At 62.3% G+C, this 20,698-nt stretch carries 20 protein-coding genes and 2 tRNA genes; 17 read left to right on the forward strand and 5 right to left on the reverse strand.

Annotated elements, in window-relative coordinates; all coding sequences use genetic code 11:
- Positions 1–44: 44 nt before the first annotated feature.
- Entirely contained in the window at positions 45–2,066 is a 2,022-nt protein-coding gene (locus PVZ77_RS14765) for a S9 family peptidase (protein WP_273809180.1), read from the reverse strand.
- An 89-nt stretch (positions 2,067–2,155) separates the two neighbouring features.
- Here PVZ77_RS14765 and PVZ77_RS14770 point away from each other — a divergent pair, with 89 nt between their 5' ends.
- The 4 genes from PVZ77_RS14770 (at position 2,156) to PVZ77_RS14785 (ending at position 4,197) form a co-directional block, all read left to right on the forward strand.
- Positions 2,156–2,629 carry an MFS transporter gene (locus tag PVZ77_RS14770; RefSeq protein ID WP_273809181.1) on the forward strand — a complete coding sequence of 158 codons (474 nt, stop codon included), beginning with the start codon at positions 2,156–2,158 and terminating at the stop codon, positions 2,627–2,629.
- 98 nt (positions 2,630–2,727) lie between these two features.
- Positions 2,728–3,501 carry a class II glutamine amidotransferase gene (locus tag PVZ77_RS14775; RefSeq protein WP_027596905.1) on the forward strand — a complete coding sequence of 258 codons (774 nt, stop codon included), beginning with the start codon at positions 2,728–2,730 and terminating at the stop codon, positions 3,499–3,501.
- A gap of 18 nt (positions 3,502–3,519) precedes the next feature.
- Entirely contained in the window at positions 3,520–4,032 is a 513-nt protein-coding gene (locus PVZ77_RS14780) for a DUF2937 family protein (protein WP_273809184.1), read from the forward strand.
- Between the two features lie 88 nt (positions 4,033–4,120).
- A tRNA-Val gene (locus tag PVZ77_RS14785) sits at positions 4,121–4,197 on the forward strand.
- 243 nt (positions 4,198–4,440) lie between these two features.
- Here PVZ77_RS14785 and PVZ77_RS14790 read toward each other — a convergent pair.
- Both PVZ77_RS14790 and PVZ77_RS14795 read right to left on the reverse strand, forming a co-directional pair.
- The gene (locus PVZ77_RS14790) at positions 4,441–5,610 is read right to left on the reverse strand and encodes an MFS transporter (protein ID WP_273809185.1); all 1,170 of its coding nucleotides are present in this window, start codon (positions 5,608–5,610) and stop codon (positions 4,441–4,443) included.
- 568 nt (positions 5,611–6,178) lie between these two features.
- Positions 6,179–6,886, reverse strand: coding sequence for a YfdX family protein (locus PVZ77_RS14795; RefSeq protein WP_273809187.1), 708 nt, complete (start codon positions 6,884–6,886; stop codon positions 6,179–6,181).
- Between the two features lie 407 nt (positions 6,887–7,293).
- On the opposite strand from PVZ77_RS14795, the gene PVZ77_RS14800 reads away from it, so the two are divergent.
- The 10 genes from PVZ77_RS14800 (at position 7,294) to PVZ77_RS14845 (ending at position 15,183) form a co-directional block, all read left to right on the forward strand.
- Positions 7,294–7,575 (forward strand): hypothetical protein, encoded by a 282-nt coding sequence (locus PVZ77_RS14800; RefSeq protein ID WP_158891983.1) that lies wholly within the window; start codon positions 7,294–7,296, stop codon positions 7,573–7,575.
- Between the two features lie 206 nt (positions 7,576–7,781).
- The gene (gene thrS, locus PVZ77_RS14805; RefSeq protein WP_273809189.1) at positions 7,782–9,704 is read left to right on the forward strand and encodes a threonine--tRNA ligase; all 1,923 of its coding nucleotides are present in this window, start codon (positions 7,782–7,784) and stop codon (positions 9,702–9,704) included.
- A gap of 20 nt (positions 9,705–9,724) precedes the next feature.
- Positions 9,725–10,258, forward strand: a complete 534-nt coding sequence (infC, locus tag PVZ77_RS14810; RefSeq protein WP_158891979.1) for a translation initiation factor IF-3 — start codon at positions 9,725–9,727, stop codon at positions 10,256–10,258.
- 61 nt (positions 10,259–10,319) lie between these two features.
- On the forward strand, positions 10,320–10,514 hold the full coding sequence (gene rpmI / locus PVZ77_RS14815; RefSeq protein WP_007159200.1) for a 50S ribosomal protein L35: 195 nt from the start codon (positions 10,320–10,322) through the stop codon (positions 10,512–10,514).
- A 30-nt stretch (positions 10,515–10,544) separates the two neighbouring features.
- A complete protein-coding gene (gene rplT / locus PVZ77_RS14820) occupies positions 10,545–10,901 on the forward strand; it encodes a 50S ribosomal protein L20 (RefSeq protein WP_007159199.1) in 357 nt (118 codons plus the stop codon).
- A 96-nt stretch (positions 10,902–10,997) separates the two neighbouring features.
- Entirely contained in the window at positions 10,998–11,999 is a 1,002-nt protein-coding gene (gene pheS / locus PVZ77_RS14825; RefSeq protein WP_007159198.1) for a phenylalanine--tRNA ligase subunit alpha, read from the forward strand.
- A gap of 18 nt (positions 12,000–12,017) precedes the next feature.
- Complete coding sequence (gene pheT / locus PVZ77_RS14830; RefSeq protein WP_273809192.1) at positions 12,018–14,396, forward strand: phenylalanine--tRNA ligase subunit beta; 2,379 nt, start codon at positions 12,018–12,020, stop codon at positions 14,394–14,396.
- A gap of 3 nt (positions 14,397–14,399) precedes the next feature.
- Entirely contained in the window at positions 14,400–14,702 is a 303-nt protein-coding gene (ihfA, locus tag PVZ77_RS14835; RefSeq protein ID WP_007159196.1) for an integration host factor subunit alpha, read from the forward strand.
- On the forward strand, positions 14,683–15,042 hold the full coding sequence (locus PVZ77_RS14840; protein ID WP_007159195.1) for a MerR family transcriptional regulator: 360 nt from the start codon (positions 14,683–14,685) through the stop codon (positions 15,040–15,042). Before ihfA ends, PVZ77_RS14840 begins: the two co-directional genes overlap by 20 nt.
- Positions 15,043–15,106: 64 nt before the next feature.
- A tRNA-Pro gene (locus PVZ77_RS14845) sits at positions 15,107–15,183 on the forward strand.
- A 404-nt stretch (positions 15,184–15,587) separates the two neighbouring features.
- Here the strand turns inward: PVZ77_RS14845 and PVZ77_RS14850 are convergent.
- Positions 15,588–15,839 carry a hypothetical protein gene (locus PVZ77_RS14850; protein ID WP_273809194.1) on the reverse strand — a complete coding sequence of 84 codons (252 nt, stop codon included), beginning with the start codon at positions 15,837–15,839 and terminating at the stop codon, positions 15,588–15,590.
- Positions 15,840–16,342: 503 nt separating this feature from the next.
- Complete coding sequence (locus PVZ77_RS14855; protein ID WP_273809195.1) at positions 16,343–17,236, reverse strand: LysR substrate-binding domain-containing protein; 894 nt, start codon at positions 17,234–17,236, stop codon at positions 16,343–16,345.
- A 223-nt stretch (positions 17,237–17,459) separates the two neighbouring features.
- Between PVZ77_RS14855 and PVZ77_RS14860 the strand changes: the two genes are divergently transcribed.
- The 3 genes from PVZ77_RS14860 (at position 17,460) to PVZ77_RS14870 (ending at position 20,698) form a co-directional block, all read left to right on the forward strand.
- On the forward strand, positions 17,460–18,533 hold the full coding sequence (locus PVZ77_RS14860) for an ABC transporter substrate-binding protein (RefSeq protein ID WP_273809196.1): 1,074 nt from the start codon (positions 17,460–17,462) through the stop codon (positions 18,531–18,533).
- A gap of 232 nt (positions 18,534–18,765) precedes the next feature.
- Positions 18,766–19,839, forward strand: coding sequence for an ABC transporter ATP-binding protein (locus PVZ77_RS14865; protein ID WP_273809198.1), 1,074 nt, complete (start codon positions 18,766–18,768; stop codon positions 19,837–19,839).
- The gene (locus tag PVZ77_RS14870) at positions 19,826–20,698 is read left to right on the forward strand and encodes an ABC transporter permease (protein ID WP_108581394.1); all 873 of its coding nucleotides are present in this window, start codon (positions 19,826–19,828) and stop codon (positions 20,696–20,698) included. Before PVZ77_RS14865 ends, PVZ77_RS14870 begins: the two co-directional genes overlap by 14 nt.

Below are 20,698 nucleotides of genomic sequence, written 5' to 3' on the forward strand. Positions count from 1 at the left end.
TCCTTTGGCTGTGGAAAAGACCTGCCCAGAGCCCCCGCCGTTCCCTAGCCGGTGAGGTCCAGTACCCGGAAGACGAAGGCATATTCCAGGGCCACGTCGCGCAAGGCCTGGTAACGCCCGCTCATGCCGCCATGGCCGGCGCCGAATTCGGTCTTGAGCAGAAGCAGGGGCGCCTGATCGGTCCGCCGCTCGCGCAGTCGCGCCACCCATTTGGCGGCTTCCCAGTACTGCACCCGGGTGTCGTGATAGCCGGCCACCGCCAGGATGGCCGGATAGGCCTGGGCCTTCACGTTTTCGTAGGGCGCGTAGCTGGCGATGCGCGCGCGCACCTCGGGCTCGTTCGGATCGCCCCATTCGTCGTACTCGGTCACGGTCAAAGGCAGGTCCGGCTTGAGCATGGTGTTGAGCACGTCGACGAAGGGCACTTCGGCGATGGCGGCGGCATAGAGGTCCGGACGCTGGTTGAGCACGGCGCCGATCAGCAGACCGCCGGCGCTGCCCCCACTGATGACCACCTGTTGCGGGGTCGTCAGGCCCTGTTCCAGCAGATGCTCGGTGCAGGCGATGAAGTCATCGAAGGTGTTCTGCTTGTGTTCCAGCTTGCCGCTGCGATACCAGGCCTCACCCAGCTCGCCGCCGCCGCGCACATGGGCGATGGCGAAGCGCACGCCGCGATCCAGCAGGCTCAGGCGGGCGTGGGAGAACCAGGGATCGAGGCTGTGGCCGTAGGCGCCGTAGCCATAGAGGTACAGCGGGGCGCTCTGCGGCAGGTCGCGACGACCGACCAGGCTGATGGGGATACGGGTGCCATCGGCGGCGGTGGCCCACAGGCGGCGGCTTTCATAGGCATCGGCGTCGAACGGACCTTCCACCGGGACCTGCTTGAGCACCCGCTGAGTACCGCTGGCCAGGTCCAGTTCGCGGATCTCGGCGGGGCGATTGAGCGCCTCGTAGCGCAGGCGCATGACCGGGCTGTCGAATTCCAGCACGTCCATGGCATCCAGGCTGTAGACCTCGTCCGGCAGGTCGACGCGATAGGGTGCCTGGCCGTAGGGCCGCACCTCCAGAATCGGCAGGCCGGCGGTACGCAGGCTCAGCACCAGCGCCTGGGCGCCGAGGCTGGCATCCTCCAGCATCACCGCCGGGTCATGGGGCACCAGCAGCTGCCAGTGCGCGCGCGTAGGGCTATCCTCGGCGGCCTGGTAGAGCGCGAAGTTGATGCCGTCCTGATTGCTGCGGATGTACCAGCCATCGACGCCATGGTCGGGGAAATACTCGTGGCCTTCCTTGCGGGGCGCCAGGCAGACAAAGGCCTCGTCCGACCGATCCGCGTCCAGCACCCAGGCTTCGCTGGTGGTCTTGCTGTGCGACAGGAGCAGCAGCTTGCGCTCGGAGCTCGAACGATAGCAGCCGAGGAAGAAGCGCCCGTCGGTCTCGTGGAAGACCAGTTGCGGCTCGGCATCGCCCAGGTGGTAGCGATAGAGCTTGTGCGGACGATGGGATTCGTCACGCTCGCCAAAGAACAGGGTGCGGCTGTCATTGGCCCAGGTCAGGCTGCCGTCGCACTCCTCGAAGGGCAGTTCGGTCACCTCGCCGGTGGCCAGTTCCTTCACGTAGAGCCGGTAGGTCTCGTCGCCGACCTGGTCGAGGCTGTAGGCGAGCCGGGTCTGGTCCGGGCTGATGGTGAAGCGGCCGACCGAGAGAAAGCCGCCGTCGGCGATGGCGTTGCCGTCGAACAGCAGCTCCTCGGTCGCCGGATCCGGCGTCAGGTCGCCATTGGCCGGGCGACGGCAGCGATAGTTGCGGCCGTATTCGTCGCCGGCCTGGGTGCGCTGATAATAGAGATAGTCGCCGCGGGGGATGGGCAGCGACAGGTCAGTCTCGCGAATGCGCGCGCGGATCTCTTCGAACAGCTGTTCGCGCAGGGCCGCTTCGGGCGCCAGCTCGGCTTCCAGGTAGGCGTTCTCGGCTTCCAGGTGCGCCAGCACCTCGGGGGCGTCACGGCTCTCCAGCCAGACGTAGGGATCGTCACCGGGGGCGCGGCGGGCAGTGGGGGCTTGGGTCATGCGGGCTCCTTGGGCGCCGCGCAAGAGCACGCGGGCGGGGCAAAACCGCTATCATAGGCTTCTCCTTTCCGCTATCGCCATGGATCGCAATGACCGAGCAAGAGTACCTGATCGCCTGGGCCGTCTACGCCATCGCCGCGCTGCTGCTGTTGGTGGTGTCTTTCAAGGCCACCGGCTGGCTCTGGCGCTGGCTGCGCGAACCCATCCGGCTGGTGGTGGCCGTGCTGCTGGTGACGCCGGCCCTGGTGGATGCCGAGCATGGCCTCTATGCCCCGGCGATCGCCGTGACGGTGCTGGATCTGGTGTTCAAGGTGGGCAACAGCGCCTGGTCGGCCGTGGCCAACCTGGCGGCTGCCGGCACCATCGGCGTGGTGCTCTACCTGATCTTCGTCCTCTGTCGCTGGCTGTACCGTCGCTCCCATCCACGTCCGGCACCGGTCGCCGCAGCAGCGCCGACGGATGATCCGCAACCGGAATCGCCGGTGGCTCCACGGGCCCCGGCAGCCCCGGTCGAGCGCCGCGAATCCCGGGGCCGTAGCGAGCGCGTCGAACCCCGTCTGTAATCCAGGCTTGCGCCCAGGACGTGACCCCTTCAGCATTCTGGCGAAGGGCAGCGGCTGCAGCCGCCGTTGAACCAGGCAGCCACCCCGGAGGGACGAACATGTGCGAATTGCTGGGCATGAGTGCCAACGTGCCCACGGATCTGGTCTTCAGTCTCCAGGGCCTCATGCAGCGCGGCGGCCGAACCGGTCCGCATCGGGACGGCTGGGGCGTGGCCTTCTACGAGGGCAGGGGTCTGCACCTGTTCAAGGATGCCCTGCCAGGCGCCGATTCCGAGGTGGCCAAGCTGGTCCAGGGCTACCCGATCAAGAGTCATACGGTGATCGGCCATATCCGTCACGCCAACGTGGGGTCGGTCAATCTGGCCAATACCCACCCCTTCGTGCGGGAACTGGGCGGTCGCTACTGGAGCTTCGCCCATAACGGCCAGCTGCAGGATTTCCATCCCGAGCCGCGTTTCTATCGTCCGGTGGGCGATACCGACAGCGAGACGGCCTTTTGCAGCCTGCTGGATCAGGTCCGCGAGCGCTTTCCCGAACCCGTCCCGGTCGAGATGCTGTTGCCGCAGCTGGTGAACGCCTGTGATGGCTTTCGCAAGAAGGGCGTCTTCAACTGCCTGCTCAGCGACGGCGACTGGCTGTTCAGCTTCTGCACAACAAAGCTCGCCCATATCACCCGCCGCGCCCCCTTCGGTCCGGCCCAGTTGCGCGATGCGGAAGTCCACATCGATTTCAAGGCCGAGACCACGCCCAACGACGTCGTCACTATCATCGCCACCGAGCCATTGACCTCCGACGAGGTCTGGACCCTGCACCAGCCGGGGGAATGGCATCTCTGGTGGGATGGCGAGATCGTCAGCCAGGGCCGCGTCTAGACAGGAAGCTACTCCACGATGCTGCGCAGTTATATTCGTCTGCTGTTGTTCACCCTGGCCTTGCTGGTAGGGGTGCAGATTCCCGGCTTCATGCTCGACTACGAGCAGCGCGTGGATGCCCATCGCCTGGAGTCCGATCAGGCCCTGAGCGGCTTCAGGCAGACCGCGCAGCAGTACTTCGAGGGCAGTCTCGAGGGTCTGCTGGCGCACTATCAGGCCAGTGAAGATCCGGTATTTCGCAGCGATGCCGATAGCCTTGGCATCCTGATACGTCGTAATGCGCTGTTCAACGAGGAATGGCAGGCGCTGCAGGGGCCCTGGTACCAGCGGGCCTGGCACATCCTGGTGTCGCCCAACAGCGAACTGCGCGACGAGACCCTGCGGCAGTATCGCTATCAGGTAGTGCTTACCCCCGAAGCCATCGGCTGGGGGATAGGGCTGGGATTGGCCTTGGCGGTGACGGTGGAAACCCTCGCGCTCTGGCTTTCAATCCTGCTCTATCCGCGGCGTCCAGCCCGGCGGGTGTCCTAGCTTTCAAAAAAATTTCACGTTTTCAGGCGTTTAGCTGAAAAAAGGGCTTGACGCTAAAGTCCCGCGCTGTAGAATGCGCACCCACAGCAGGCACGTAGCTCAGTTGGTTAGAGCACCACCTTGACATGGTGGGGGTCGTTGGTTCGAATCCAATCGTGCCTACCAAACAAAACCCGCACTGCTGGCGGGTAAGAAAAAAGGCGATCCGAAAGGGTCGCCTTTTTTCGTTTGGGGATGGATTGGGAAAGTGCCCAGTGGTCAGGGCTTCAGATCCGTCCTGGCGATTTGGGATTCGATGACCAATAGTGCGGCTCGGCCATTCCGCCGTCGCCCGCTGTCCTTGAATGGCCGCCAGGCCCTCACGGCGTGTCGCTGGGCTAGGGTCTTCGCCCCCAGGAAGGCGAAGCATTAGGCGGCTGGCTGGCGGGCGGTCATCGGCCACGTGAGCGCGACGAACGCCATTCCGCCACCTACCAGCAGCAGCGCTGCACTCAGGCTCCAATGCTGCGCGACGAAGCCGATCGCGGCCGGACCGATGAGAATGCCGGCGTAGCCGATGGTGGTAATCGCTGCGATGGCGTGGCTTGCAGGCATCCGGGTCTGCCTTCCGGCGGCACTGAAGAGCACGGGGACGATGTTGGAAGCTCCAAGGCCCACGAGTAGAAAGCCTGCGAAGGCAAAGGGCTGGCTAGGTGCCAGAACCGCCATCAGAAAGCCTGCCGCGGCGACTAGACCGCCGCCTACGACGACCTTCAGGCCGCCCAGTGCCTTCACGATCCGGTCGCCGATCAGGCGGCCAATGGTCATCGCCAACGCGAATACCGTATAGCCGAAGCCGGCCTGCGCCGGATCGACGTCATGCGCATCGATCAGGAACAGGGCGCTCCAGTCCAGGATCGCGCCTTCGCCGAGAAAGATCAGAAAACAGAGCAGGCCGATGAAGGCGACGATCCCGCGCGGCAGCGTGAACAGCGGGGTATGCCCGGCGTCATGATTGCCGTAGGGCAGCAGACCCTTGATTGAAGCCGCGAGTAGAGCGATCAGCAGCACGCTGAACACCAGGGTCGCAATCAGCGGTTGGATTCTAGCCCCCAGCAGAACGCTCATGCCGCCAGCGCCGACGATCCCGCCGACACTGAACAGGCCGTGGAAGCCGGACATCATGTTGCAACTACTGTCCTTTTCGACCATCACGGCCTGAATGTTGATCGCGACGTCCAGGGCGCCCACGCTTGCTCCGAACAGGGCCAGCGCTAGGGCCATGCCGAAAATCGAATCGGCGACGGCAAGCAGCGGCAGCACGAGGGCCAGAGCCACCGAGCTGGCCGCGATAACCGCGCGGCATCCTAGGCGGCTGGCAAGGATGCCGACGATGGGCATCGCGACGATGGATCCCAGGCCCAGGCAAAGCAGTAGAAGGCCAAGCGTCGAATCATCGGCGCCGATCCTGGCCTTGGCGACGGGCACCAGGGGTGCCCACGCGGCCATGGCAGAACCTGCAATCAAAAAGCCTGCGCGAGTTGCCCATTGCTCGATCGCTCCCGAAGGCTGTCTGATGGCGAATTGCACGTGTTGCATTGGCGGCTCCAAGATAAGGCGGCTGTAGAGGTGATCGCACCTCATACCAGTCTTAGCTGATCATGCATGATTAAGCAAGAGTGCGCAAAATCGTGCACTTAAGGCTGTATGCGTAGAGCTGGACGGCCATGCCTGATCAGAGCGCGGTGGCAGCCGCCTGGCGTCGAGGTATCGCAGTACCCGGTAGCTCTGCCTGCAGGGAGGGTGGGTGAAGACCGATGCGAATCCGTGGGTGGAGCGGAGCTTCAACGCGCCGACAGACTTGGGTGCAGCCACAAACCGATGGCCTCTCCTGCGGCGGCAGCCTCTGTCTGGGCATCTTGATGTCTTGGGCGCCAGCGACTGTGAGCAGGTCTCACCAGGGCCTTTTGCCGGAGGGGTATGGGTTTGGGCCCCGTCGGGCCTGGCAAACGAAATCTGCATCGGTGACAGGTAATGGAAAAGGGCGATCCGAGCGGTCGCCCTTTTCGTGTTTGCCCGTTCTGCACGCTCTGATCGAGGCGGACTTGCTGGGCATCGGTTTTTTAATAGGGCGACCTTGCGATCACCCTGTTTGCGTCCCAAGCCATCAGCTGCCTGGGGTAACGGTCTCGGTGAAGGAGCCTGCCGGCTGCAGGCCGTGCTTGTTCGCCGTGAAGTCCAGGGCCGTCGAGGCATAGCGCACGCCATCCTGAACCTGCTTGAGCGTCAGGTTGGCCTCATAGAACTTGTCGCTGGCCAGTTGCTTGGCCGCCTGGTCGACGTCCGTCATGGTCTGCTTGAGCGGTGCCAGGGCAATGGCCGTATCGATGTCCACATCGGCCAGGCGCAAGGTCTCTGCAGCACCCTTGGCGTCGCCCTGTTTGAGTTTGTTATTGGCATCGGCCACTGCCTTAACTTTCTGCGGACTGGCCATATAACTGTCCTGCACCACGGTATCGCCCCAGATCGGTAGCCAGGCCGTTACGGCAGTACTGGTATCGGCCTTGCCCTGATTGTCCTTGACCTGCAATTCACTTGCGGCTTTTTTCAATGCGGTATTATCCGACTGCGCAAGTTTGAGTGCCTGTTGAGCGTCCTTGACGTGGGACACCGCTTGCTTGGTTTGCCCCTGGAAGAGTTCCAGGCGTGCGGTAGAGATGTCGGTGAAGGCCCGTTGCCCCTGGGTGGACAGGGCCTGGAAGCTGCCCAGCTCGTTTGCCGAGGGGGCTTGGTTCGCGGCGATGACCGCAGACGAGCAGGCGGCTACGATGGCGACGACCAGCATGCTCTTTGCCAGTGTGTTCTTGACGTTCATTTGCTGCCTCCAGCGGATATGCAATTGAAGTAAGGCTATCGCTCAGGTACCAGAACCAGGTTCTGCAGTGCCTGGAATCGATACTCCGTCGTATCGCTTAACACCAAATTAATAAGGGCGGGGCTTTTCTTGAATAGCCGCTGAACAAGTTTGCGTGGATGAATTCGGGTGATCTTGCCGTGCCTGATCAAGATAAATATTTGATCGAGTCCGGCATGAGTTTGTTTGGCGCGGTAGAACTTTCCGGAAGTCCGGGTCGATCTTCTGCGGAGCTCTCGGGTAGGGGTGTGACCGCTTGCCTCGGTCGTGAGGCCCTGGGTTTTCACGTAGACTGGCGGACGATTTTTTCTTGGGGCTTTGTTGCTTCGCCAGGCGCGAGCAGGGCCCGTTACCGCGAGGAGCGAGTGATGACGCAGGGTGGTGAAGGCCGGCAGATCGGCAAGGGTGGTTGCCTGGGATTGATCCTGCTGTCGATCCTGTTCGCGGTCGTGGTCTTCGGCTCCATCATCTACGTCTATCGCCACAATGCGACGCCGGTCAGCCGCGCCAACGAGCAACAGGCCATCGACCAGTGCCTGGCGCGGGCCAACGCCGCGGACACCTCGCCGGCGGATCGCCAGGCGCTGATGGAAAACTGCCAGGAAATGCAGAAGCAGTTCCTCAAGAAGTATCCCGACGCGGCGCGCTAGGGAGACGACAGCCCCTTGCGAGGTTGCGCTAGGTCTCAGTTTCTGAAAGGATTTCCGTCCCAAACTTTCCAGTGATCCTTTCGCGTCGCCCGGAATGCCTTGCGGCCCTGCCACTGTGCGGCGGGATTTCCAGCGGTGCGGCTGCTTACTGGCCAATCCCACCATGTGGCCCTTGGTATGGGTCACCACTGAGTTGAGGAGGCGCCATGCCTGTCATTACTCTCCCCGACGGTAGCCAACGTCCATTCGACAAGCCCGTCACCGTAGCCGAAGTCGCCCAGTCCATCGGTGCCGGTCTTGCCAAGGCCACCATCGCCGGTCGTGTCGACGGCCAACTGCGCGATGCCAGCGATCTCATCGGGCAGGATGCGAACCTGCAGATCATCACCGCCAAGGACGAGGACGGTCTGGAGATCATCCGCCACTCCTGCGCCCACCTGGTGGGTCATGCGGTCAAGCAGCTGTTCCCGACCGCCAAGATGGTCATTGGCCCGGTGATCGACGAAGGCTTCTACTACGACATCTCCTTCGAGCGTCCCTTTACCCTGGATGACCTCTCGGCCATCGAGACGCGGATGCGCGAGCTGATCGACAAGGATTACGACGTCATCAAGAAGATGACGCCGCGCGCCGAGGTCATCGAGGTGTTCAAGGCCCGGGGTGAGGAGTACAAGCTGCGCCTGATCGATGACATGCCCGAGGAGCAGGCCATGGGCCTGTACTACCACGAAGAATACGTCGACATGTGCCGGGGCCCGCACGTCCCCAACACTCGCTTCCTCAAGGCGTTCAAGCTGACCAAGCTGTCCGGCGCCTACTGGCGTGGCGACGCCAAGAACGAGCAGCTGCAGCGCATCTATGGCACCGCCTGGGCGGACAAGAAGCAGCTGGCGGCCTACATCCAGCGCATCGAGGAAGCCGAGAAGCGCGACCATCGCCGCATCGGCAAGCAACTCGATCTCTTCCACCTGCAGGAAGAAGCGCCCGGCATGGTGTTCTGGCACGCCAACGGCTGGACCGTCTACCAGGTGCTCGAGCAGTACATGCGCAAGGTCCAGCGCGAGCACGGCTACCAGGAGATCAAGACGCCCCAGGTGGTCGATCGCATCCTGTGGGAGCGCTCGGGTCACTGGTCCAACTACGCCGAGAACATGTTCACCACGGCGTCGGAAAACCGCGACTTCGCGGTGAAGCCCATGAATTGCCCCTGCCACGTGCAGGTGTTCAACCAGGGTCTGAAGTCCTACCGCGACCTGCCGCTGCGCCTGGCCGAGTTCGGTGCCTGCCACCGCAACGAGCCGTCCGGCGCCCTGCACGGCATCATGCGCGTGCGCGGCTTCACCCAGGACGATGCCCATATCTTCTGCACCGAAGAACAGGTGGAGAAGGAGGCGGCCGATTTCATCAAGCTGACCCTGCAGGTCTATGCCGACTTCGGCTTCACTGACGTGATCATGAAGCTCTCCACGCGCCCGGCCAAGCGCGTCGGTTCCGAAGAGCTGTGGGATCGCGCCGAGAAGGCCCTGGCGGATGCGCTGGATGCCTCGGGTCTGGAGTGGGAATACCAGCCGGGCGAGGGCGCCTTCTACGGACCGAAGATCGAATTCACCCTCAAGGACTGCCTGGGCCGTAACTGGCAGTGTGGTACCCTGCAGTACGATCCCAACCTGCCGGAGCGCCTCGACGCCAGCTACATCTCCGAGGACAACAGCCGTCAGCGTCCGGTGATGCTGCACCGCGCCATCCTCGGTTCCTTCGAGCGCTTCATCGGCATGCTCATCGAGCACTATGCCGGTCTGTTCCCGGCGTGGCTCGCCCCGACCCAGGCGGTGGTGCTCAATATCACCGACAAGCAGGCCGATTTTGCCCAGCAGGTCGTCGGCGAATTGAACGCTGAGGGCTTCCGAGCCAAAGCCGACTTGAGAAACGAGAAGATCGGCTTTAAAATCCGCGAGCATACTTTGCTCAAGGTTCCCTATCTCCTGGTTATTGGAGACCGGGAGGTTGAGACACGATCCGTTGCCGTGCGTACCCGTGAGGGCGTTGACCTGGGCTCCATGCCCGTCGAACGTTTCCGCGAGCTGCTCACGCAAGCGGTTTCCCGGCGTGGCCGGCAAGATTCGGAGTAATCACTATCAAGCAGCGTGACATGAGACAAGACAAGCGAGCCGCCCCCCGGGCACCGATCAACGAAAATATCACCGCCCGGGAAGTTCGCCTTATTGGCGCCGATGGTCAGCAAGTAGGCATCGTCTCCATCCAGGAGGCCCTGCAGGCTGCTGAAGACGCCAAGCTGGATCTGGTGGAAATCACTGCCGACGCCCTACCTCCGGTCTGCCGGATCATGGACTACGGCAAGCACGTCTTCGAGAAGAAGAAGCAAGTCGCGGCGGCGAAGAAGAACCAGAAGCAGGCTCAGGTCAAAGAAATCAAGTTTCGTCCAGGGACGGAAGAAGGGGATTACCAGGTAAAACTACGCAACCTGGTACGTTTCCTAACCGAGGGGGACAAAGCCAAGGTCTCGTTGAGATTCCGCGGCCGGGAGATGGCCCACCAGGAGCTGGGCATGGAGCTGTTGAAGCGGGTCGAAGCTGACCTCGTCGAACACGGCGCCGTTGAGCAGCATCCTAAGATGGAAGGACGCCAACTCATCATGGTCATCGCCCCCAAGAAGAAAAAGTAACTACCAGGGCACTGGCAGGCCTTGCTGTTATGCGTAATCACTCAATGCGGAGTATCCGAACATGCCAAAGATGAAAACCAAAAGCGGCGCTGCAAAGCGCTTCGTGAAAACTGCTGGTGGCATCAAGCACAAGCACGCTTTCAAGAGCCACATTCTGACCAAGATGACCACCAAGCGTAAGCGTCAGCTGCGCGGTACGTCGCTGATGCATGCATCCGACGTCCAAAAGGTCGAGCGCATGCTGCGCCTTCGTTAATCCTGGTTAAGAATTTAAAGGAAGTTACTCATGGCTCGTGTTAAGCGTGGCGTTATCGCTCGTCGCCGTCACAAGAAAATCCTGAAGCTCGCAAAAGGCTACTACGGTGCCCGTTCGCGCGTCTTCCGCGTCGCTAAGCAAGCGGTAATCAAGGCAGGCCAATACGCCTACCGTGACCGCCGTCAGAAGAAGCGTCAGTTCCGCGCTCTGTGGATCGCTCGTATCAACGCTGGTGCTCGTATCAACGGTCTGTCCTACAGCCGTCTGATCGCCGGCTTGAAGAAAGCGGCCATCGAGATCGACCGCAAGGTACTGGCCGATCTGGCCGTGAACGAAAAAGCGGCGTTTGCTGCGATTGTCGAGAAAGCTAAAGCTTCGCTGGCTTAAGCCCCCCGGCAATCTCGCGCCTCTGGCGCGAAGCAACGTTATCAATAGGGGAAGAGCCTCATAGCTCTTCCCCTATTTTGTATCTGGAGTCCCTAGATGGAAAACCTGGATGCGCTGGTCTCCCAAGCCCTGGAGGCCGTGCGGCTCACCGAAGACACCAATGCCCTGGAACAGCTCCGGGTCAACTACCTGGGTAAGAAGGGTGAACTGACCCAGATCATGAAGACCCTGGGCCACCTCACGGCGGAGGAGCGTCCCCAGGCTGGCGCGCTGATCAACGCCGCCAAGGAACGTGTCCAGGACGCAATCAACAGCCGCAAGGCGACGCTGGAGCAGGCCGCCCTGGCCGCTCGCCTCGCCGCGGAACGCATCGACGTGACCCTGCCCGGGCGTGGTCAGGCCTCCGGTGGCCTGCATCCGGTCACCCGCACCCTGGAGCGCATCGAGCGCCTGTTCGCCAACATCGGCTATGGCGTCGCCACCGGTCCCGAGATCGAAGACGACTACCATAACTTCGAAGCGCTCAACATCCCCGGCCACCACCCGGCGCGGGCGATGCACGACACTTTCTACTTCAACGCCAACATGCTGCTGCGCACCCACACCTCGCCGGTGCAGATCCGCACCATGGAGAGCCAGCAGCCGCCGATCCGCATCATCTGCCCGGGTCGGGTTTACCGTTGCGACAGTGATCAGACCCACTCGCCGATGTTCCATCAGGTCGAAGGCCTGGTGATCGACGAGGAAGTCAGCTTCGCCGATCTCAAGAGCACCCTGGTGACCTTCCTGCGCGAGTTCTTCGAGGAAGAGCTGGAAGTCCGCTTCCGTCCCTCCTACTTCCCCTTCACCGAGCCGTCGGCCGAGGTGGACATCCGCCGCCCGAGTCGCGATGGCGAACCGGCTTCGCGCTGGCTCGAGGTGCTGGGCTGCGGCATGGTGCACCCCAATGTCCTGCGCATGGCCGGCATCGATCCGGAGAAGTACCAGGGCTTCGCCTTCGGCATGGGCGCCGAGCGCCTGGCCATGCTGCGCTACGGGGTCAACGACCTGCGCCTCTTCTTCGACAACGATCTGCGCTTCCTGGCGCAATTCCGCTAGCTGCCAGACGGGAGTCCTATGAAATTCAGTGAACAATGGCTGCGTAGCTGGGTGAACCCTGCGGCTACGCACGAGGATCTGGTTGCCCGGCTGTCCATGGCCGGCCTGGAGGTGGACGGCGTCGAAGCGGCGGCCGGGCGCTTCCAGGGCGTCATCGTCGGCGAGGTCGTCTCCGTCGAGCGCCATCCCGATGCCGACAAGCTCAACGTCTGCCAGGTCAGCAACGGTCAGGAATCCTTCCAGGTGGTCTGCGGTGCGCCCAATGTGCGCGCAGGCCTGAAGGTGCCTTTCGCCACCGTCGGCGCCACGCTGCCGGGCGACTTCACCATCAAGAAGGCCAAGCTGCGCGGCGTGGAATCCCACGGCATGCTCTGCTCGGCCAGCGAACTGCACATCAGCGACGACAACAGCGGTCTGCTGGAGCTGCCGGCCGCGGCGCCGGTGGGCGAGAGCATCCGCAGCTACCTGCAGTTGGACGACGCCATCATCGACGTTGACCTGACCCCGAACCGTGGCGATTGCCTGTCCATCGCCGGTCTGGCTCGGGAAGTGGGCGCCCTGTACAACGCTCAAGTGGAGCCGCTGCAGGTCGAGGCCGTAGCGCCTACGCACCAGGAGACCCGTGAGGTCGAGGTGCTGGCTCCCCAGGCTTGCCCGCGCTACCTGGGTCGCGTGGTCAAGAACGTCGACCTGTCCCGCCCGACCCCGGACTGGATGGTCGAGCGCCTGCGCCGCAGCGGCGTGCGCAGCATCGACGCCGCCGTCGACGTCACCAACTACGTGATGCTCGAACTGGGCCAGCCCATGCATGCCTTCGATCTGGACCAGATCAAGGGCGGCATCCGCGTGCGCCTGGCCGATGCCGGCGAGCGCCTGGTGCTACTGGATGGCCAGGACATCGAACTGCGCAACGACACCCTGGTGATCGCCGACCACGAACGCGCCCTGGCCATCGCCGGCGTCATGGGGGGCGAGCACAGCGGTGTGGCCGCCGGGACCCGTGACCTGTTCCTGGAAAGCGCCTTCTTCGACACCATCGCCGTGGCCGGCAAGGCCCGTTCCTATGGCCTGCACACCGATTCCTCCCACCGCTTCGAGCGGGGCGTAGACTTCGAGCTGGCGCGCAAGGCCATGGAGCGAGCGACCCGTCTGCTGCTCGACATCGTGGGCGGCGAACCGGGTCCGGTCATCGAGGCGGTCAGTGCCGAGCACCTGCCACAGGTCGAGCCGATCCTGCTGCGTGCCGAGCGCATCGAGCGCGTCCTGGGTCTGACCCTGGAGGACGCCCAGGTCGAGCGTCTGCTCAGCGGCCTCGGCCTGGCCGTGGCCCGCCTGGAGGCCGGTCGCTGGCAGGTGGGCGTACCCAGCCACCGTTTCGACATTAGCATCGAAGTGGACCTGATCGAAGAACTGGCGCGCCTCTATGGCTACAACCAGCTGCCGATTCGCTTCCCCCAGGCACGCCTGGCGCCGCAGCCCCTGCCCGAGAGCAAAGGCGAGCTGAGCCAACTGCGTCGCCTGCTGGTGGCCCGCGGTTACCAGGAAGCCATCACCTACAGCTTCATCGACGAAAAGACCTTCCGTCTGTTCGCCCCTGAAGCTCAGCCGGTGATGCTGGCCAATCCCATCTCCACCGACATGGCCGCCATGCGCTCGTCGCTGTGGCCGGGGCTGGTCAAGGCCGTGCAGTACAACCTCAACCGTCAGCAGGACCGCGTCCGGCTGTTCGAGTCGGGGCTGAGATTCGTCGGTCAGCTGGAAGGCCTGGTGCAGGAAAATGTCCTGGCTGGCGCGGTCTGTGGTTCGCGTCTGCCGGAGAGCTGGTCGTCCGGTCGTGAGGCGGTGGATTTCTTCGACGTCAAGGCCGATGTCGAAGCGCTGCTGGCCCAGTCGGGTGCGGGTACTGACTTCCGCTTCGTCGCAGGCGAACATCCGGCATTGCACCCGGGGCAGACCGCGTTGATCGAAAGGGCAGGGCAGCCGGTGGGCTACCTGGGCGCCCTGCATCCGGAAGTGGCACGCGAACTGGACGTGGATCGTCCGCTGTTCCTCTTCGAGCTGGTGTTGGATGCCCTGACCACCGGCAGACTGCCGCGCTTCGGCGAGCTGTCGCGCTTCCCCGAAGTGCGGCGTGACCTGGCGCTGGTGGTGGACGAAACCGTAGCCGCAGGCGACCTCCTGGCTGACATCCGCGAAAACGCGGGAGAAGGCCTCAAGGAGCTGCGTCTGTTCGACGTCTACCAAGGCAAAGGCATTGATCCACATAGAAAAAGCGTCGCCATCGGCTTGACCTTGCAACATCCATCGCGCACATTAACCGATGAAGAAGTCAACGAAACGACGCAGAAAATCCTCGTTTCTCTGGAAAGAAGGTTCAACGCCACCTTAAGGAAATAGCGCATGGGGGCCCTGACGAAAGCTGAGATGGCCGAACGTCTGTTTGAGGAGCTCGGTCTGAACAAACGTGAAGCCAAGGAATTGGTCGAACTGTTCTTCGAAGAAATTCGTCATGCGCTCGAAAGCAACGAGCAGGTCAAGTTGTCCGGTTTCGGCAACTTCGACCTGCGCGACAAGCGCCAGCGCCCCGGACGCAATCCCAAGACAGGGGAGGAGATACCCATCACGGCGCGCCGTGTGGTGACTTTCCGCCCCGGGCAGAAACTCAAAGCCAGGGTCGAGGCCTATGCTGGAACCAAGTCATAATGACGAACTGCCGGTTATACCGGGCAAGCGCTACTTCACCATCGGTGAGGTGAGCGATCTCTGCCTGGTCAAGCCGCACGTGCTGCGCTACTGGGAACAGGAATTTCCCCAGCTGAACCCGGTGAAGCGCCGCGGCAACCGGCGCTACTACCAGCGCCACGACGTGCTGATGATCCGCCAGATCCGCTCGCTGCTGTACAACGAAGGCTTCACCATTGGCGGGGCGCGGCAGCGTCTCACCCAGGGCGACGAGACCCGCGACGAGGGTTCGCAGTACCACCAGCTCATCCGCCAGATGATCAGCGAACTCGAAGAAGTCCTCGTCGTACTGAAGAAGTGAAAAAAAGCTTCCACTAATCAAAGCGTTGCAGTAAGATGCACGCCGTTCCCTAGAGGAACACAGTCGGGGCGTAGCGCAGCCTGGTAGCGCACTTGCATGGGGTGCAAGGGGTCGAGTGTTCGAATCACTCCGTCCCGACCAAATTAACGAGAAGGCTCAAGCACTTAGTGGCTTGGGCCTTTTTCGTTTCTGCGCTGAGATAAGATCTATCAGTGGTTGTGTTCATATCCAGGCGGTCACGCATGGGGCCAACCAGAATCCGGGTCTGAGATGAGGCTGCCGGCTGGTAGCTAAGTCGACCAGGCGCATGAGTCCTGCTAAATCTTGAAGGTCCGTAAAGTGCAGAAAAGCCTCCGAGGCGCGGTGTCGCTGCGTCTGCTGATACCTTCTTTTCTCTGCTGAAGCCTAACTGCCGTCGATGCCAGGTTAGGAAGTATCCCAGAGCCCGTGCAGCGATCAGGCGGCCAGTCATTTTCGATCAGACGTTCTTGCTGAATGAGCACGCTTGATGGAGAAGGGCCCACGATAGGGTTGGGCCCTTCTGATCACTCAATGTCCTTTGCTACATCCGCCCCCGCAGACGTCAGCTTTATGGGCGGCGTTAGAGCACGCTGTCCTTGAGTGTCTACCGACAGATGGCCTTTCTGGATAAGTCCATGTTCTTGCAGGTCCTGAAGGACATCCATGACGGCCTCTTCGCCGTGATGGTTGTCGAGAATTTCGTTACCCAGGCCTTCCGGATGCGAGTGATACAGGCGGCGCAAGATTTCAGCTTTGAGTTCTGCATTGATAGCCATGTGGTCTCCTCGTGTGTGTGCAAAGGTTATGACCGTCATTGAGAATGGCCAGTGCCTGCGAGGCAGGTGCCAAACATCTTTTGGAGCATCCTTATGCGCGGATTGCGGGCCTTTGCCGTACTTCGATGTTCGAAGCACGAGCGTTAGGTCGCTCTAGCTCAACTGCAGTATGGGTCAGCCACTCAAGGACACTTGATTTTGTGCCTACTATTTTTGTGCCGCGGCCATCGGCCTTTGTCCCATGCAAGAGCGTGCAGCCGCAGAACCAAGCGTCTAGCTGTTGGGAAAGGGGTTTAAAGCTGTCCCTCCCTCGGTCTGTCTATGACGTCCAACTCTGCAATAGGTCATTAGCAGCAGCTAGTCGAATGAATGGCCTCATATCCTGCTGACTATTTATGGCAAACCAACACGAGTTTTGTTAAGCAGCTTGGTGCGCTTGGCGATACTCACGATGGCGACCAAGATGCTCCCACTGGTGAGTAGAGGTGTATTGAAATCAGCCCTCAGTGTGGATAGTGCGTTGCATAGTGCTTTTGTAATGCCTGAATAAAGTCTGTCGCCAGCGGCGTTTGACCTGTCCCCGCGGGAGCAACCACGTAGACCGGAAACAGCAGCTCAGGCTCGAAACGGTGGATGGTGATGCCCTTGTGCAAGAAGTCTTGGGCGACGTTCGGGCTCATGAGGGCGGCGCCCATGCCGGCGGCGACCATCTCGCAGGTGATGGAGCTGTACTGGCCTTCCACGGCGAGCTTGCGTTCGACACCGGCCTGTTCGAAGACCCTGTCCATCTGCTCGCGAGTGCCGTCGCCATGGCAGAGGGAGACGAAGTTCTCGCCGTGGAGATCCTGAGCGTTGATGACCTCTCGTGACGCTAGGCGATGGCCTGGCGGCAGGACGCAGACGGCGCGGAGCCGGGTGATGAGCAGCGTTTCCAGAGGACCGGCGTCGCTGGGCTGGACTACTACGCCTAGATCGCAAAATTGAGACTGCACCCACTGCACCACGGTGGGCGAGGCGTTCATGTGCAGGGAAACGGTCAACTCTGGGCGGGTCGCGACGAAGTCCTTGATAACGTGTGGGATGAGCGTGAGTCCGGTGGACGGCACAGCGGCGATACGCAGTCGGCCGGTACCAAGGTTGCGGATGTTCTTGGCCGATTGGCGCAGGCTATCCAGCCCCACATAGGCCCGCTCCACTTCCTGGAAGAAGGCGCTGCCTTCTTTTGTGGGTATTAGCCTTACCCCGGCGCGCTCGAACAATTTGAGTCCGGTACTCAGCTCCAGCTGCGCGATCAGACGGCTGACGTTGGGCTGCGAGGTGTGCAGGGCTTCGGCGGCCGCGGTCATGGAGCCTAGACGCATCACGCTGCGAAAGGCCTCGATCTGTCTGAGATTCAACCGAGCTCTCCATATCAAATATGAATACTTAACCCGTACCTTCGTATTTGACCCTATGGGTTTAGGCTGACAATACTCGGTCACAAGCCAAATGGCCCCATAAAAAGAAAGCGTTTCCGAATGGCGGTTACCGCGATGTCCTCGGAGGCGGATGCCTAGATCTTCCGGTCGTGTCCTCACGACGTTCTCGATCTGCCGCAACGCAAAAAAGGGAGCATTGCCCGTGACCAGTCCGTATCTCGCCCGTACCTCATCCATCTCCTTGCGTCAGGGTCTGTCCGCGCTGCTGTTGGCCGCAGCCGGCACCGGCATGACGCTTCCCGCTCACGCCGAAACGACGCTGTATGTCGCGGGCGTCGGCGGTTCAACCGAGCAGATGTACAAGACCCGCGTCATTCCCGCCTTCGAAAAGGCGCATGGGGTGAAGGTCGTGTATGTATCGGGCAACTCGACTGAAACGCTGGCCAAGTTGCAGGCGCAGAAAGGGCGGCAGCAGATCAACGTCGCCATGATGGACGATGGCCCCATGTACCAGGCACTGCAACTAGGGTTCTGCGAAAAGCTCACGGATGCGCCTGTCTATCAGGACCTGTATCCCCTGGCGCGTCTGAGTCCCGAGGCCACGGCAGTGGGTATGGTCGCCACGGGGATCGGCTACAACGAAGAAGCCTTCAAGAAGCGCGGTTGGGCGGCTCCGACGTCCTGGACCGATCTTGAAGATCCGAAGTACCGGCAGCTGCTGGGCATGCCGCCGATCACCAATACCTACGGCCTGCATTCGCTGATCGAGATGGCGCGGCTGAATGGCGGCGGCGAGAAAGACATCGATCCGGGCTTCGCGGTGTTCGAGAAGAAGATCGCGCCAAACGTGCTGGCCTGGGTGAGTGCGCCGGGCGAGATGGACGGGATGATGCAGAACGGTGATGTGCTCATGGCGGTGTACGGCAGTGGCCGTGCGGTAGCGCTGCAGAACACCAGCTTTCCGCTCAAGTTCATCTATCCGAAGGAGGGCGCCGTAGCCCTCCAGGTCGCCGCCTGCGCCGTCACGCCCAATGCGCAGTCCGAACTCTCCCAGCAATTCATTCAGTACGTGCTGTCGCCGGAAATCCAGAAGATTCAGTCCGAAAGCAACGGCTTCGCGCCGGTGAATCGCACGGTGAAGCTGCCGTCAGAACTGGCTGACCGTATGCCCTACGGACAGGAAAAGGTCGACAGCCTGCTCAAGGTCGATTGGGACACCATCAACCAGAAGCGTTCCGAGTGGACGACGCGCTGGAACAGGACCATCGAGCGGTAAAAGGCGTATCGGCCAGACGGCGATGAAGTGACAGCGGGATTGCAACTGGAGAGGAGGGCGCCTTCGGGTTACTTCTCTACCTGCTGCAGCAACAAGCCGTGAGTCCATTTCGCCATCGTCCGGTTCCGACTCGCTCAATGATCGAGTGGCTGGTTTTTCCCTAGAAACCGGTCGCTCCCACCTCCCTTGGACGAACAGCGATCACGCCCTCGTGAGCGCCGGAGGCATGCCCATGGCTTTCCTGATCCTCGACGGCCTCGTCAAAACCTATGGTGACTTCACCGCCATCGCCGGGCTCGACCTCGCGGTAGAGAAAGGCGAATTTCTGTCCTTGCTCGGCCCTTCGGGGTGCGGCAAGACCACGACGCTGCAGAGCGTTGCCGGCTTCGTGCAGCCCACAGCCGGGCGCATCGTGCTGGACGGGCGTGACATCACCCATGTCCGCCCGGAGAAGCGCGGACTGGGAATGGTGTTCCAGAGCTATGCCCTGTTCCCCCACATGACCGTGGCCGAGAACGTCAGCTTCGGCCTGGAGATGCGCGGCGTGTCGCGTAGCGACAGAGGGGAGCGAGTGAAGTCGGCGCTCGATATGGTTCGGCTGCAGGGCCTGGGCGAGCGCTATCCCAAGGCCCTGTCCGGCGGGCAGCGTCAGCGGGTGGCCATCGCCCGCGCGCTGGCGATCCGCCCGGACCTGTTGCTGCTGGACGAGCCGATGTCGAACCTCGACGCCAAGTTGCGCGAGGACATGCACATCGAGTTGCGCGCCATCCAGCGCGACCTGGGTATCACCACCATCCTGGTCACCCACGACCAGGTGGAGGCGATGACCATGAGCGATCGCATCGCGGTGATGCACGGCGGGCGCATCGTGCAGATAGGTTCGCCGTTCGAGACCTACGAGCGACCCCAGTCGCCCTTCGCCTCGAGCTTCCTGGGCAAGACCAATGCCTTCCCCGGTGCCGTCCACAACCGCAAGCCACGCTGCTACGAAGTCAAGGTCGATGGCCTGATGCTGCATGTCCCTCATGAGGGGCATCAGTTCGACGGCGATGTAAACGTCTACCTGCGTCCGGAAAAGATCCGCCTGACCGATCCTGCCGAAGCGCGCTTGCGCGGCACGGTGCGCATGCGGGTGTTCCTGGGCAACCTCTGGCTGATCGGTGTCGAGAGCCCCCTGGGGCCGGTGAATCTGACGCAACCGAACCTCGGTGCGCCACCGCCGCTGGAAGGGGAGCAGGTGGGCCTGACCTGGCTGGACGACGACCTGCGGCTGCTCGGCCGGGAGGTGTCCCATGGCCACCTATGATGCCGAGCGCGTCGGCAGCGCCCCCTGGCTGCTGACCGGGCCTGCGCTCCTCGTGTTCCTGACCCTGCTGGCGGCCCCACTGGTGCTCACGGCCATGCTGTCGTTGAACCTGTTCAGCGATACGAAGGGCGTGATCCCGGTGTACTCGCTCGCCAACTACCTGGAGGTGTTCGGCGACGATTATTTCCACGAGATCTTCCTGCGCACCGGCGGCATGGCGCTCGCCGTCACCGTCTGCTCGGTCCTGATCGGCGTGCCGGAGACCCTCATTATCGCCCGCATGCGCGCACCCTGGCGGTCGCTGTTCCTGCTGGTGGTGCTCGGTCCGCTGCTCATCTCGGTCGTCGTGCGCACCCTGGGGTGGGCCATCCTGCTGGGCAACAACGGGCTGATCAACCAGGCGTTGCAGGCGCTGGGCATCATCGATTTTCCGATCCGCATGATGTTCACCCAGTTCGGGGTCGTGCTGGCGCTGACCCATGTGCTGGTGCCCTTCATGGTGATCGCCGTCTGGGCCAGCCTGCAAAAGCTCGATCTGCAGGTGGAGCAGGCCGGCCTGTCGCTGGGCGCCTCGCGGATGACGACCTTCAGGCGGGTGGTGCTGCCGCAGATCGTGCCGGGAATCCTCTCGGGCTCGATCATCGTCTTCGCTCTGGCGGCCTCGGCCTTCGCCACCCCCGCGATCATCGGCGGACGTCGCCTCAAGGTGGTCGCCACGGCCGCCTACGACGAGTTCCTCGGTTCGCTGAACTGGCCGCTGGGCGCTGCCATCGCCGTGCTGCTGCTGATCGCCAACCTGGTGATCGTGGTGGGCTGCAGTCGGTTGGCCGAGCGCCGTTTCAAACACGTCTTCGAGTGA

Origin of the sequence: Pseudomonas sp. SHLD1 (assembly GCF_028640935.1) — a bacterium.
GTDB lineage: Bacteria > Pseudomonadota > Gammaproteobacteria > Pseudomonadales > Pseudomonadaceae > Chryseomonas > Chryseomonas aestiva.